Here is a 14,970-nt window from a genome sequence, read left to right as displayed (position 1 = left end):
CGCCAAAACTTGCAAAACAGTTACGGCATCAGCCCTTGACGGCACCTGCCACAACGCCGTCAATGATGTACTTCTGGCAGAAGATGTACATGATGACGATGGGGATGACGACCATCATGATGCATGCCATCATGGGGCCGAGCTCGACGTGGCCATAGCCGCCACGGAAGTACTGGATCAAGATAGGAATGGTCTTGTACTTGGTGGAGTCGAGCGTAAGGTAGGGCAGCAGATAGTCGTTCCAGACCCACATGGTCTCGAGGATGCCGACCGAAAGATAGGTGGGCTTCATAATGGGAAGGACGATCTTAAAGAACACCTGGACCGGGTTGCAGCCGTCGATCATGGCCGCTTCCTCAATCTCGAGCGGGATGTTCTTGACGAAGCCGGCGAACATAAAGACCGCGAGGCCCGCGCCAAAACCAAGGTAGATGAAGCAGATGTTAAACGGCGTGTTAAAGCCGATGCGGTCCGCGAGGTTGGACAGCGTGAACATGAGCATCTGGAACGGTACGACCATCGAGAAGACGAACAGGTAATAGAAGAAGTTCGAGATCTTGCTGTTGACGCGCACCACGTACCAAGCGCACATGGAGCAGCACACCAGAATCAGCACGACCGACGTGACCGTGATGATGAGCGAGTACATAAACGCCGAGGCAAAGCCCTGCTCGTTCAGAGCGTGCACGTAGTTTGCGAGGCCGTTGAACGTCTCGGGCGTGAGCAGATCGAACGCCGTGGTGGTGCTGATTGCGGTCGCTTTCTTAAAGGAATTGAGCGCAATCATGAACACGGGGTAGATCCATGCGAGCGACAGGATCGTAAAGAAGATCGAGAGCGCGCGGTTGATAGCCTTATCGCGTTTCATTACTGCTGCACCTCCTTGGACCTCGTGGCCTTAAGCTGGATCATAGAAATAGCGACAACCAGGATGCAGAAGATAACTGCCTTGGCCTGACCGATGCCCTGCCATGCGATGCCAGCACGCGAATAGAACGTGTTGTAGATGTTCAGGGCGAGCATCTCGGTGGAGTGCGCCGGGGCGCCACCGGTAAGGGCGAGGTTCTGGTCGAACAGCTTAAAGCCGTTGGTGATGGACAGGAACAGGCAGATGGTGATGGTCGGCATCAGGTTGGGGATCTTAACCTTCCAAAACGTCTGCCATGCCGTAGCGCCATCGACCTTGGCGGCCTCGATGTAGTCAGACGGAATGGACTGCAGACCGGCGATGTAGATGATCATCATGTAGCCGACCTGTTGCCACAGGGTCAGGATGATAAGGCCCCAGAAGCCAGCGGCGGAGTTGAGGGCGATAAGCTGGGCACCCACGTTGGAGAGCAGGCAGTTGATCAGAATCTGCCAAATGTAACCCAGTACAATGCCGCCAATCAGGTTAGGCATAAAGAAAATCGTACGGAAGATGTTGGTGCCCTTGAGCGCCTTGCGAGTGAGCGCCTGCGCAATGGCCAGCGCGATCACGTTGATGAGCACCGTCGACAGGAAGGCAAACGCCACGGTAAAGAAGAACGACGTGGAGAACTGCGGATCGGACAGCGCGCGCACGTAGTTCTCGATACCGACAAAGTGCGCGTTATTGATGGTAATAAACTGGCAGAACGAGAGATAGAAACCCTGGATAAAGGGAATCACGAACCCGATCATAAACGCCAGGCACGTGGGCAGCATAAAGAGCGGCCACCAGCGCTTGAGTGCTTTGCCCATAGAAGGGTCCTTTCAATATGCAGGGGGCGGGCAAACCTACGTCTGCCCGCCCCCTGTCGCTAATCAGATAGCTTGGGCAGCAACTGCTTACTCGGAAGCAGCCTTCTCGGTCTTCCAGCCATCGACGAAGGCGTTCTTGACGCCGTCCCACTTGGTGTTGTCGGCAGCATAAGCGATGAGAGCCTGCTTGAGGTTCTTCTTCCACTCCTCGGAGGGGATGTAAACGAAGTCCCAAGCGACGGTCTTCTTGCCGTCCTTGGCCATAGCAACGGCCTGCTGAGAGAAGACGTTGGTGGTCTCCTTAGCGCTCTTGAACGGGGCGGTCAGACCCATCTTGTCAGCGATGATGCCGGTGGCGGTGTCAGAAGTGACGCACCAATACATGAAGTCCTCGGTGGCCTTCTGGGCATCCTCGGAAGCCTGGGAGCTGACGCACCAGTAGTTCTCGCCGCCGGAGCACAGGCCCTGGTTCTCCTCGCCGTCGACGCCGATGTAGATCGGCAGCATGCCGAGCTGGTCGTCGGTCATACCGGCCTTGGTGAGGTCGGCGTAGGCCCAAGAGCCGTTCTGATAGAAGACGGCCTTGCCGGTTGCGAACTCGTTGGTGGCGTCGTCACCGGTCTTGGAGGCGAGCTGCGAAGGATCGCAGGTGGAGTCGGTGATGTACAGGTCGAAGATCTGCTTAAAGTTGTCGAGATACTCGCCCTTGATCTCGTCGTCCTCCTGATTGTGCTCCTTCTCGAACTCGTAGTAGAGCGGGAGGTTGGCGAGGTGCGTGGTGTAGCGCCAGCTGGAGGAGTCATCCATACCGGCGGAAGTGAAGGCACCGTCAACGCCGAGCTCGTCCTTGCGGGCCTGGATGTCATCGGCGCAAGCCTTCAGCTTGTCGAAGGAGTTGATGTCCTCGGCCTTGTAGCCGGCCTTCTCGAGGAGCTCCTTGTTGTAAATGATGCCGTAGCTCTCCTGAACCCAGTCGATACCCAAATCCTTGCCGTCGGACTGCAGCGCCAGGGAGTCGTCGATGAGCTCGCCGCGGAGCTTGGTGTCGGAAAGATCGGCGCAGTAGTCCTTCCAGTTCTTAAGGCCGGTGGGGCCGTTGACCTGGAACAGCGTCGGAGCGGAGCTCTTGGACATCTCGGACTTGAGCTTCTCCTCGTAGGTGTTGGAGGCGGCGGTCACGATCTTGACCTCGACGCCCTTCTCCTTCTTGTACGCCTTGGCGATCTCCTTCCACTCCTTGTCGACCTCGGGCTTGAACTGGAGGAAGTAGACCTCGGCAGCGTCACCAGAAGCAGAGGAGCCAGAGCCGGCAGAACCACCGCAGCCCACGAGGCCCAGACCAAGAACCGCAGCCGCGGAACCAGCAAGGCCCAGGAACTGCCTTCTGCTCATTTCGTTCTTCATTACAATCCACCCTTTCACACCGTGGCGGCACCCTTTGCCGCCGCCTTCGGAGATTGGCTCGGGGACTTTGCCCCTTTTGCTGACTTGTACAATACGCTATTTGGCTAGTTGTTTGAACAAGTATTACTAGAGCGGTAGAAAAACTTCGGTGAACGGTAATTTCGACTTGATACTTGACAAGTTTTGTATAAACAATTATTTGTTATCGAATGCAGAGAAAACGCCCGATCAAGCCGATGCATCGTCGGTTTGACCGGGCGTTTTCGCTTTGAGGGCATGAGTCTCGTCAGGCTGCGAGCTAGCCGGCTATCGCTTGGAATTGACGCGGTAATGGAAGATCTCGGGGTGTGTGCGGGCATGCGTGACCTCGAACAAGATGCCGTCCGAGGTGTACGACTGGCTCTCCATAACGGCGACGCAGTTGTACTTGCCGAGGTCCAGATAGCTGCAGTCTTCATCGTTGGCGAGCTCGACACTCACCGTACGACGGCTCGCCATCACTTTGACGCCGCGCTTGTGCTCCAGATAGCCGTAGATAGAATCCGCCGCGATCTCGGGGGTCAGGCCCTTGGCGATCGACGCCAAAAAGTAGCCATGGTCCACTTGGCGCGCGCTGCCGTTGAGGCTTCGGACACGCACTACGCGAATCAGCTCCTCGCCCACCTTAAAGCCCAGGCGACGTGAGAGTTGCTCAGTGCAAATCAAATGTTCAAAAGACTTGACCTCGGTCGATGCGACGGCATTGTTGCGTTTTGCGAACTCGCCAAACGACTCAACCTCTTCGAGTGCGCCCAGCATGTCGGTTTCGCCCTTAAGCCAAATAACGCGCACGCCCTTACCGTGTATAGGCTGCACAAACATCTGGTCGGCCAGCATGCTCAAGGCGCGTCGAACGGTATTGCGCGTGCAGCCAAACTCCGCGGTCAGCTCGGCTTCGGTTGGCAGCATCTCCTGAAACGCATAGGTCCCGTTGATGATGCGCGAACGGATCTCGCGGTAGATTCCTTCGTAAATCGCTTTTGGCATGATTTCACCTCTAATGAATATGTATGGCTAGGCACGATAGCATTTCTTAAAGTTGTTTAAACCGATTATCGGTAAAGCACGGATTATTTACCGTCGACGGTTCCCCCGAAACCCAAATCGGACCGAATCAAAACCGTCAATGCGGCAAGCAGCCAGTCCTCTACAATGAGTTCATTGTTTAAACGTTCTTGCTCGCACAGCATGTTGCATCCGAAAGGCATATTATGCTGCAGAAAATCCAACGTTTTGGCGGAGCCATGTTCGCGCCCGCCATGCTGTTTTCTATATCAGGCCTCATGGTCGGCATCTCCGCCCTCGCAACGACCGTGGATATCGTCGGCGACCTCGCCGTATACGGAACCCCCTGGTACGTTTTCTGGACTATCATTCAGCGCGGCTCGTGGACGGTCTTTAAGCGCCTTCCACTCCTTTTTGCCGTAGCGCTGCCTATCGGCCTTGCCCAAAAGCAACCGGCACGCTGCTGCCTCGAGGCGCTCGTAGCCTATTTTGCCTACTGTTTCTTTTTGAGCGAGATCATTAAGCTGAGCGGCGACAACCTTGGACTTAAGTACCCGTCGTCTTTAACCCCCGCCAGCGGCATCACCGTCATCGACGGCATCAAGACGCTCGACACCGGCATTATCGGCCCGCTGGCGGTGTCGGCAACCGTCGTTGCCATCCATGACCGCTTCTACGATGCCAAGGTTCCCGATTGGCTCGGCACGTTCTCGGGTTCCTCGCTCGTCTACCTCATCAGCTTTTTTGCCGTGTTTGCCCTTGCCGCCATCTCGGCCGCCATCGTGCCCTTCGCATACGCTGTGACCGAAACGCTGCGCCACGCACTTGCGGGCGTCGGCCCCTTCGGCGTGGGCATCTTTGTGTTTTTGGAGCGAGCGCTCGAGCCCATGGGGCTGCACCATCTGCTCTATATGCCCATCTATTACGACAATCTGGTCATTCACGACGGTATTTACGCCACGTGGACCAACCTGCTCCCCATTCTCTCCCATAGCACGCGCCCTTTAAATGAACTTGCGCCCTGGGCAGGTTTTACCGCCACCGGCTGGGGCAAGCTTTTTGGCCTTCCCGCCATCGCGGCAGCATTCTATTTCACCGCCAAACCCGAACGCCGCGCCGGCCTTAAGGTCATCCTTTTGCCCGCCATCGTCGCCTCGGTGGTCTGCGGCGTCACCGAGCCGCTCGAGTTTCTCTTTATGTTCACCTATCCCGGACTCTTTTTGCTCTACGCCGTCCTGTCCTCCTGCCTTGCCATGACCATGAACTTCTTTGGCATCGTCGGCATCTTCTCGGGCGGTCTCATGGAAATGACGGCCTTCAACTTCATCCCACTCATGCGAATGCATGCCGGCTCCTACCTTTTGGCGCTCGGTATCGGTCTTGCCTTTAGCCTCATCTTTTTTGTTAGTTTTCGAGCACTCATCTTGGTCTATGACCTTAAGACGCCGGGCCGCGAGGATCATGTCTCCAATCGCGCGGCAATCGATCGTTTAACGGGAAGCGGCTTTGCCAAAGAGCAATCTCCCAATGGCGAGGTCAGTATTCAATCCGATCAAGATCACGTCCTCGCTGAGCGGGTAATTCAGCTTTTAGGTGGCGTTGGCAATATCGTGGGCGCAACCAACTGCGCCACGCGCCTGCGCGTCGAGGTCGCAGACCCTTCCATCGTTGCAGATAATGCGTCGTTTGTCGCGGTGGGCGCCAAGGGCCTCATCATTACGGGCAAGACCGCCCAGGTGATTATTGGCATCTCCGTTCCCCGCGTTAAAGAGCATTTTGACCAGATCATGGGCCTCGAGCCGGGATTTGTGTCCACCACCTCGGCCTCCCCTGCCGCCAGCGCAGCCCATAAGCGCGGCGATATCTGCTTCTTCGATATCGACGGAACACTCGCCTGGCAAGACCCTCGAGTGGCACAAGAGCTTCCCGAGAGCGAGCGAGACCTCTCCCCCTATCCCAATGAAGCGGTCTCGCAAGCCATCCGTGATTTTGTCGCCAAGGGCAATATGGCGTTTATCTGCACAGGGCGCACGCTGAGCTGCATCCATCCAAAGCTGCTCGAGCTGCCTTGGACCGGCATCGTCTGCCTCGCGGGTGGCTATGTCGAACTTGAGGGACACGTGATTCGCGATTTGGCGATGACGCCCGGCATGCTGCAGCGCCTTGCTCCCATTCTTGAGCAATCGGACGAAGTGATTCGTTTTGAGGGACTCAATGGCGTCGTTCGCATGAGTGCCGATGCGCCCGACGCCCCGGGATACGCCCGCACCGTGGGCGATGCAATTACGCAGCTGCAACATTACAGCGCCTACAAGATCTTAATGTCCACGTCGCTTGCCAACCGCATCGCTCAGGATCAAGCGTTTGAGCCGCTGCTCTGCTTTAACGAGCTCGAGCTCGAAGTGACCGAGATTTCGCCTCGCGAATGCACCAAGCGCGAGGGTATCCAGTCCGTACTCGACGCCCTCGATCCCCACCACGGAACCGTATACGGCATCGGCGACGCCAGCAATGACGTCTCGCTGATGAACGCCGTCGACGTTGGCATCGCCATGGGCAACGCACCGGACTTCCTCAAGGAAAAGGCCGACTATGTCACCGACAGCATCGACCACGACGGCGTCGTCACCGCGCTCGAACACTTTGGGCTTATCTAGCCAAGCCCCTGCCGCACTTGCGGCCGCATGGACCAATCGTCTTCAACCGCCGCGCTCGACGCCCTAATGTGGCAATATGTTGTCTGCATAATGCAACGATGCAACCTATCAAAGAATGCGAGAACCCGTGTCCAGTCCGTTTACCAGCTTTTTAGCCCAGCACTTTGACCAGATTAACGACTATCTGGCCACGTTCTTTGACGGACAGGCGACTTCCGCCGATCTCGAGCGCTACCTGTATACCCCGCTCTCGGCATTTACGGCAAACGCTGGCAAGCGCCACCGCCCGCTCATCTGCATGCTCGCCGCCACTGCGGTAGGCGGCAGCTTTGAGAGCGCCCGCAGCGCAGCGGCGGCCATCGAGCACTTTCAGTCGGGCGCACTCATCCACGACGACATCGCCGACAACGGGCAGATTCGTCGCGGCAAGCCCTGCATGCACCTTACCGAGGGCACCGGTCTTGCCATCAACTGCGGTGACCTGGCGCTCACCATGGTCACCAAGACGGTTCTCGACGACCCCACACTCAACGCAGACGTGAAGCTTCGCGTGCTCCACGAGCTTACCGAGATGATCGTCCGTACCATCGAGGGCCAGGCGCTCGACCTGGGCTGGGTCCGCGACGGGCGCTTTGACATTTCGGTCGGCGATTATCTGGACATGGCGACGCACAAGACCGCGTACTACAGCGGAGCGACGCCGCTTGCCGCCGGAGCCATTATCGGCGGCGGCAGCGAAGAGCAGATTGAGGCACTGCGCGCCTTTGGGCTGCACACGGGCCTTGCCTTCCAGATTCAAGACGACCTGCTCAACTTGATCGGCACCAAGGAGGCCGCCAACAAGGACTTCCGCACCGATATCACCGAGGGCAAGCGCACCCTCGTTGCCGTGCATGCCCTGTCAGACGAGCGCTATCACGACGAGATCGAGGCAATCCTTTCCTCGGGCACCGAGGACCCTGCGCAGCTCGCACGCGCCGTGGAGATCTTCCAGGAGACCGGCTCCATCGATTTCGCCCACAACTATGCGCTCGACCTGACCGCCAAGGCCAAGGCCGCTATCGAAGGCGTCGAGCTCGACCCGCATGCGCGCGAGCTCTTCCTCTCAATGGCAGATTTCTTTGTGGAGCGTCTTAACTAGCGGGGGTCATAAAACCTGTGGGCAGCGCGTTTGGGTACAAGTTGCTACACTATTGAGTGCATGTTTATAAATTGTCTCGCGTTGTCTATCCGACACACGCTCAAAATAGTACGAATGGTACGCCGAAAGGGGTTCGTTCATGGAACCTATTACCACAGGCATGCAGGGAGCAGCCGTCGAGGACGTCCAGTCCCGCCTTCTGCAGCTCGGCTATACAATCGATGACGCCGAGGTTGTCGACAAGCGCTTTGGCACCACCACCGAGCAGGCCGTCAGCACCTTCAGGCTCGACAGCGGCCTTGCTGCCGGTCATGCCGTCGATATCCCCTGTTGGAGCGCCCTGGTCGACGCCTCGTATAAGCTGGGCGACCGCACCCTGTATCTGCGCATGCCCAATTTCCATGGCGCCGATGTGCAGGCCCTGCAGCGCGCTCTCAACGTTTTGGGCTTTGCCTGCGGCGAGGACGACGGCTACTTTGGTCCGCATACCGAGGCCGCCCTGCAGCAGTTCCAGGAAAATGTCGGCCTGTTTGCCGACGGCATGGCCTTCCAAGACACCTACGCCTACATCAACCGCCTGCATCATGTGTGGGAGGGCAAGCCCTCGGTCACCGAAGCCGAGTCCCGCATCGGTTTTGCTCGCGCCGCCAACGTGCTCGAGCGCTTCCAGATTGCCGTTATCGGCGAGGACCCCATCGCACGCAGCGTTGCTTCGCGCATGTGGAACATCGCCACGGCAACGACCGACAACAGCGGCATGATGCTCTGCGACTCCGAGGTCCCAACCGACGTTGACCTGGTGCTCGAGATCGCAAGCGACGAGCTGCCCGCCGACGCCGCGCCACGCGCCACTATTGCCCTCGCCGAGTGCCACAACCTGGCCCAGCGCATCCGCACCGCCAATGTCGCCGCGCAGCAGAAGCCGGCTCGCATTCGCATTGAGCTCACGGGCATGACGCGCTACAACGGCACCTTCACGGCCAGCGACGCGCAGACGCTCGCCGTACGCCTACTCGACGGCGTTTGCGATGCCCTCGCAGATTAGGTAAACTAGACGAGTTGCTTTTGGGCAACACCACACATTGGGACGTAGTTCAACGGTAGAACTCCGGTTTTTGGTGCCGGCTGTTGGGGGTTCGAATCCCTCCGTCCCAGCCATTAAAACTGAGCGCCCTAAGCCCATAACGGCCCAGGGCGCTTTCTTGTGGGCAAGCGGAGGAATTCGAACCCGCAAGGGTGCGGAGCTGAGGAAACGCGAAGCGTTTTCCAGCGCAGCACGCAAGGAGCGAAGCGACGCAGCGGGGCGCGGCCGCCGACCAGGCGGACGCGGAATCCCTCCGTCCCACACCAGCCAAGAGCCCCTCACGTCAAGCAAATCGAGCCAACGCCGCCAAGCGGAGGAATCCGAACCCGCAAGGATGCGGAGCGACGCAGCGGGGCGCGGCCGCCGCAGGCAGACGCGGTGCCGGCACTTGGGGACGCTCCTAAGTGCCGGCATTATAGGAACGTCCCCAAGTGCCGGCTCGGGACTATTTTCGAGGACCCTCCGAAGGACTGTGGCCAAAAAACGGCAAATATGAGTACTGTTACCGTTGTAGCTACATTATTTTCGTTAATAAAAGAAGATCTTAATGAGATTTATTCGCATCAAGGTCTTCCTTTAATGAACACTTGAGGAGATACGGCAGTTTATCTGCTCGATCGACACGTCAAATCACCTTAAATGTGATCAAAATTACTGCTACTAAAAGAGTATCAGTACTCATATTTGATGTTTTTTGGCCACGGCTCTTTATAGACACCCTGCACAGCGACGGTGGTAGATTTCGGAACGTGTCCGTCAGCCCCGTTCCGAAAAGCGAGCCGCGTGCAACGGCCAAGCCACGACAGCCCCCGGGAGAGCGGGGGCACCGGCTTAGGTTTATCGCGAGTTCCGCACGAACAGGAGGCCACTTAATGTGGCCTCCGTCGTGAGCAGGACTGTAGAGCAGGAAACCTAAGCCGGTGTCCCCGCTCTCCCGGGGCCGGCGGAATTTAGTTGTTAAGCATGCGGTCGAAGCTTCCCGAGTCGCCATCCCGATAGTCGGCGGTCATCAGAATCTCCTGCGGAATGCGCCCGCCCTCGCGCAGCACATTGCGGAACTGCACGCGCGTGACCATGGGCAGATCCTTGATCGTCGCCGCCAAGTTCTGCGGCACGCCCTGGTTGGCAGCCGCGGGCTCGCACTCGCCGCCGGCCTTCACGCGACGCTTATGCTCGGCGAGCATGGCGCGGTACATGCCGGCATGCAGGCGAATCTCAACCACATTGGCATTGCGAGCCTGCTCGACGATGCGCGCGCCCTCGCGGTCGATATCGCCCACGTAGTAGACGTAGTTAAAGCGATAGCCGATCTCAGCCAGATAATCGTCCAGGGCATGCGAGACGCTCGCCTTGCATCCGCCGCCAAAAATCACGCCGCCCACCTTGATGCCAAAGAGCTTGGCGTGCTTGCGGCCACGCAGCAGCCTGACGATCTCGTCGTAGGTGTCCAGGTTCTCGACCATAATGAACGGCTTATCGGCGCCCAGCGTAAAGAAACCCGTAAAGTGAACGGGGCGGTTGGGGGCGACCTTAATCGCCTGCATGCTGATGCCCTTTTCGGTCATACGCCGAATTAGGCGCTCGCCGTGCTTGCCGTCAAAGGCCTTCTCATCGTTAAAAATCTGGTAGGCACGCTGGCGGCGCGAGGCAACCGGCGTATCGGCACCTCGGTTTTGCTCGATCCAAGCCTGGATGATTGCGATTTCCTCGGCAATCTTGCGGTTGGACATCTCGTTGTGCTGAGTGCGCTGCGGCGCCTTTTTGCCGTCCTTGCCCTCGACCTTAACAATTTGAGTCTGCTGCTCCTTGATCTTAGAGAGCGCCGTAGGCGTAGGGACAACTTTGAGCAGCTGCCTGCCCAAAACGCGGGCAAGGGCAAACGCCGATACCTCGCCGTGGACGGCCGACTCGGGCCGCTGGGTAGCACTATCAGCCGCGGCAGGCTCAGCCTGTGCATGAGGCTTACGCTTGGAATCTGCCCGGGTATTACGTTCCTGCTTGGGCGCAGACGAGCGCTTTTGCGGACGATCGGACTTGGCCTCCTTCGCCGGCTGGCGCTTGACCTGATCCACCGGAGTCTCGGCCTTCTCATCTCCGTTTTGTGTCGCTGTCTTCTCGGCCGCGGCCTCGGCATTTGAGCCACGACCGCCGCGGTGACGACGACGGCGGGGCTTGCCTGAGGCGCTCTCCCCCGCCTGCTTATCAGCGGTCTGTTGAGCTTTGACCTCAGTGTCAGCCGCAGGCTGCGACTCGGAAGGTTGCTGCTCGCGAGCCGCCGGCTCAACGGTTTTCTCGGTTTGTTCGGCCTTCTCGGCCTGAGCGGTCGGAGCCGGCTCGCCCTTCTCCTGACGCCTTACGGGATACGCGCGCCTCGCAAAACCACGCCCGGGACGGCATGAACCCGGAGCCTTCTTGGCAGACTCCTCAACATCGTCTGCAGCCTCGGAAGGCTCTTCAACCTCATGCGCGACATCCTGCTGCGCAGCCTTAAAGTGGGCACCACGGCGACGCTGGGGCTCCTGGGCCTCCACGGGCTTTTGCTCCTTCGCGGGCCTCTGCGACTCGGCAGCAACCTCGTTCTCAACAGCCTCGGCATCCGTCTCACCCTTTTGAGCAACGGCACGACGGAAGCGCTCCTGCTGGGCGCGGCGCTGCGCATCGCGCTTGCCACCCCCGCCAAAACCGCCGCGTCCCGCCTTGGCCGTAAAGGCACGCACGACGTTCTCATCGAGCAACTCATCGGTATCGACATGCTCACGCGGAGCAGCTTCTTCCACAGCAGGCACGTCAGCGGAATCCTCGACGACAAAATCTTCGACGGACTCGGCAGGCTGCTCCTGGGCATCGCGGATCTCGACATTGATGGTATAGAACGCCGGGCGCCCGTTAATGCCGCTGCCCTCGATCTTGGTCACGATATTTGCCGCGATAAGCTCATCGCGCATCGCCTTGGTGTCGCATTCCTTATCGACGGAGCGGAAAATCTGCGCCAGCGCGCTCGACTTAATCTTGAGCGCCTTGCGGCAGAGCAGGTCGTAGGCAACCAGCTTGGCGCGCTCGGCAGAAAGCGATGTCTGGCTGCTCAGACGCTCAGCCAGAGCATCGACATTGTTTTGATTATCGGAATATACCGTCTTGGCCACGGGGCCCCTTTCATATGCACACATATACGTCTATATGGTACAACGCACGAGCCTATCCACGCAAAACATCTGCGAGAACGCCCTTGCACCACCTGTTCTCACAAGAAAAAAGACCGGGTCCGCTTGATTGCGGACCCGGTCTTTCCGAGTCAAATAGATGGGAGATTCAACCCGTCCGACCGACTAGGCCTTGGCGGCCTCGGCGTCGGCAGGAGCTTCAGCGGCAGCGGCGCGACCGTACTCGGCCTTGCCCATCTCGGACCACTCGGGTTCCTCGTCGGGCATGGAGCCGGCCTCCTTGCCGAAGAACTCCTTGAGACAGTTGACGGCAACGATGAGGCCCAGGACCATCAGCAGGACGGCAAAGACGAGCTGCAGGCCCTTGGTGGCGGCGACGGAGACGGCGGCCGTGGTGGCGGTAGCCGGGATGGTGCCGAAGAAGCCGTAGGCCTGGACGGCGGTCATGCAGCCCATGGCGCTCTGGACCAGCGAGGTGAAGGTGCAGCAGAGCAGGAAGGCGACGGGCACGTAGAGCATCCAACCCTTGCGGCCGGTGCACTTGCAGAACACGGCGAGGGTAATCATGGTCATACCGCCGAGCAGCTGGTTAGAAGCACCAAAGAGCGGCCAGATGTTGGCATAGCCGCCAAAGGCGAGGGCGAGGCCGGGGAGCAGGGTGACGACCGTGGCGAACCAGGGGTTGCCGAGAACCTTCATGTAACCGGCCTTGGACTCGACGGCCAGGGCGTCGTTGGTCTGGGCAAAGAACTCGGAGAACGAGGTGCGGGCGATGCGGGCGACGGCGTCGAGCGAGGTCAGAGCCAGAGCGGAGACGTTCATGGTCATGAAGACGGTAGCGAGCGTGCCGTCAACACCGAAGGCCTGCATACCGCGGGAGATACCAGCAGCGAAGATCTGGAACGGGGTGGAAGCGACGCCAGCGTTGAGGGCGCCGGTACCGGCGGTGTTCATGTCGGAGAACATGATGCCGGCGACGATGATGGCAAGGATGCCGACGAAGGACTCGACGATCATGGCGCCATAACCGACCTTGACGGCGTCCTGCTCCTTCTCGACCTGCTTGGAGGAGGTACCAGAAGAAACGAGGCTGTGGAAGCCGGAGAGGGCACCGCAGGCAACGGAAACAAACAGGACCGGGAACATCATGCCAGAAGCGCTGGAGAAGCCGGTAAAGGCCGGAGCGGTGATGGTGGCCTGGCCGTTAACACCCAGGACGACGATACCGAGGACAGCGCAGGCGATCATGACGATCATCATGATGGAAGTGAGGTAGTCGCGAGGGGTCTTGAGCATCTGGATGGGCATAGCGCCAGCGAAGACCAGGTAGACCATGACGACGGCGAACCACTGGAACTTATCCAGGTAGACCGGGAACTGCATACCGACGGCGAACATGAGAACCATGAGGACCACGCCGGTGACGAACTCGGTAGCACCGGTGAGGTTGAACTTCTTCTGGGCCCAACCAAAGGCGATAGCGACGAAGGTGAACAGGATGGAGATGGTACCAGCGCAGCCGGCGGCATAGGACTTGGTGAAGTCGATAGCACCGGTGGCAGCGCCAGAAGCGTCAACGACCGAGGTGAACATGAACGTCTTGCAGACCATGTCGGTGAAAGCGGCGATGACGATGATGCAGAACAGCCAGCAGAACAGCAGGAACAGGCGACGGCCGGTCTTGCCGATGTATTTCTCGATGAGCTGGGCCAGGGACTTGCCGTTGTTCTTCATCGAAGCGTACAGAGCACCAAAGTCGTGGACGGCGCCAAAGAAGATGCCGCCGACGAGGACCCAGAGCACGACGGGCAGCCAGCCAAAGGCCATGGCGACGATCGTACCCGTGACAGGGCCAGCACCGCAGATCGAGCTGAACTGGTGCGAGAACGCGGTAAAGGCGGAGACGGGCGAGAAGCTCTTGCCGTCCTTCATGCGCTTGGCCGGCGTGAGGGCCTCTTTGTCAACGCCCCACTTGTTGGCCAGCCAGCGGCCGTAGCCCAGATAGCCACAGGCGAGCACCGCCGCGGCCACAACCATGAGCAAAACTCCGTTCATTACATTTCCTCCTCTAAAAAGAACTTCCTAGACATAAAAAATGAGGGCCGTCGGTTGCGCTCGACGGCCCTCATCTTCATCAGCCGCCCGTTATCGTACGGGCTAGCTGTATGTGCTAACCCGCATCAGATAATTACTACGCTGATAATGTTTAGCTGATGCGTGAACATGTCTAAGAAATCCTCTTCAATCATGATGTGAACGATCCGTGCGTGTTCACATCCCCCAGTGGTTGAAAAGGAGTATGAAACTTTAGTTACCTAAAGTCAACGCAAATTTGTAATGGATTTTCAACTTTTTTGAATTTCTCGTTATAAAACGCCACTGACCTCGGACTTTACCCAACAAAAGTTTTTGCATGGGAGATACCCCTCGGGAGCCGCGGGAGCCGGGCGGCGCATATGAACTTTCCTGCTCTACAGTCCTGCGCAAGACGGAAAGCACATTAAGTGCTTTCCTTTGCGTGCGGAACTCGCGATAAAGTTCATATGCGCCGCCCGGCTCCCGCGGCTCTCAGGGGCTCCCATCCCAAATGCGGAGCAAAGCTCCGCACACCATCTTTTTCTTTCAGCTAAAGCACGCCGGAAATTCGACGCAGCTGGCTAACCTTGCCGGACGTTGTCGACGCCAAACCAGCTCAGAAGCTATATCGATACAGAAAGGTCCCCGGACGGAGGGGCCGGATATAAGGTTTATCGCGAG

At 58.5% G+C, this 14,970-nt stretch carries 9 protein-coding genes and 1 tRNA gene; 4 read left to right on the top strand and 6 right to left on the bottom strand.

What is annotated here, in order from left to right:
- Positions 1-28 precede the first annotated feature (28 nt).
- From DWW73_RS09290 to DWW73_RS09275, 4 genes are all read right to left on the bottom strand, one after another.
- Positions 29-868, bottom strand: coding sequence for a carbohydrate ABC transporter permease (locus DWW73_RS09290; protein WP_117584245.1), 840 nt, complete (start codon positions 866-868; stop codon positions 29-31).
- The gene (locus DWW73_RS09285) at positions 868-1,722 is read right to left on the bottom strand and encodes a carbohydrate ABC transporter permease (protein WP_055252174.1); all 855 of its coding nucleotides are present in this window, start codon (positions 1,720-1,722) and stop codon (positions 868-870) included. Before DWW73_RS09285 ends, DWW73_RS09290 begins: the two co-directional genes overlap by 1 nt.
- Before the next feature lie 87 nt (positions 1,723-1,809).
- Entirely contained in the window at positions 1,810-3,126 is a 1,317-nt protein-coding gene (locus tag DWW73_RS09280; RefSeq protein ID WP_117779419.1) for an ABC transporter substrate-binding protein, read from the bottom strand.
- Between the two features lie 306 nt (positions 3,127-3,432).
- Positions 3,433-4,152: a GntR family transcriptional regulator gene (locus DWW73_RS09275; RefSeq protein WP_055252172.1), complete on the bottom strand. Its 720-nt coding sequence runs from the start codon at positions 4,150-4,152 to the stop codon at positions 3,433-3,435.
- 224 nt (positions 4,153-4,376) lie between these two features.
- On the opposite strand from DWW73_RS09275, the gene DWW73_RS09270 reads away from it, so the two are divergent.
- The 4 genes from DWW73_RS09270 to DWW73_RS09255 all read left to right on the top strand — a co-directional run bounded on the left by DWW73_RS09270 (position 4,377) and on the right by DWW73_RS09255 (position 9,126).
- On the top strand, positions 4,377-6,827 hold the full coding sequence (locus DWW73_RS09270; protein ID WP_117779418.1) for a PTS transporter subunit EIIC: 2,451 nt from the start codon (positions 4,377-4,379) through the stop codon (positions 6,825-6,827).
- 127 nt (positions 6,828-6,954) lie between these two features.
- Positions 6,955-7,968, top strand: a complete 1,014-nt coding sequence (locus DWW73_RS09265) for a polyprenyl synthetase family protein (RefSeq protein ID WP_117779417.1) — start codon at positions 6,955-6,957, stop codon at positions 7,966-7,968.
- 139 nt (positions 7,969-8,107) lie between these two features.
- Positions 8,108-9,013 (top strand): peptidoglycan-binding protein, encoded by a 906-nt coding sequence (locus DWW73_RS09260; protein WP_187361857.1) that lies wholly within the window; start codon positions 8,108-8,110, stop codon positions 9,011-9,013.
- A gap of 38 nt (positions 9,014-9,051) precedes the next feature.
- Positions 9,052-9,126: transfer RNA gene (locus DWW73_RS09255), tRNA-Gln, on the top strand.
- 876 nt (positions 9,127-10,002) lie between these two features.
- Here DWW73_RS09255 and DWW73_RS09250 read toward each other — a convergent pair.
- Both DWW73_RS09250 and DWW73_RS09245 read right to left on the bottom strand, forming a co-directional pair.
- Positions 10,003-12,195, bottom strand: a complete 2,193-nt coding sequence (locus DWW73_RS09250; RefSeq protein ID WP_158563810.1) for a hypothetical protein — start codon at positions 12,193-12,195, stop codon at positions 10,003-10,005.
- A gap of 183 nt (positions 12,196-12,378) precedes the next feature.
- A complete protein-coding gene (locus DWW73_RS09245; RefSeq protein ID WP_117779415.1) occupies positions 12,379-14,268 on the bottom strand; it encodes a carbon starvation protein A in 1,890 nt (629 codons plus the stop codon).
- Positions 14,269-14,970 lie beyond the last annotated feature (702 nt).

Origin of the sequence: Collinsella sp. AF16-8, from assembly GCF_003462695.1 — a bacterium.
In the GTDB taxonomy this organism is placed as follows: domain Bacteria; phylum Actinomycetota; class Coriobacteriia; order Coriobacteriales; family Coriobacteriaceae; genus Collinsella.
Note: the sequence above shows the minus strand (reverse complement) of the source record. Positions and strands in the feature narration are given on the sequence as shown.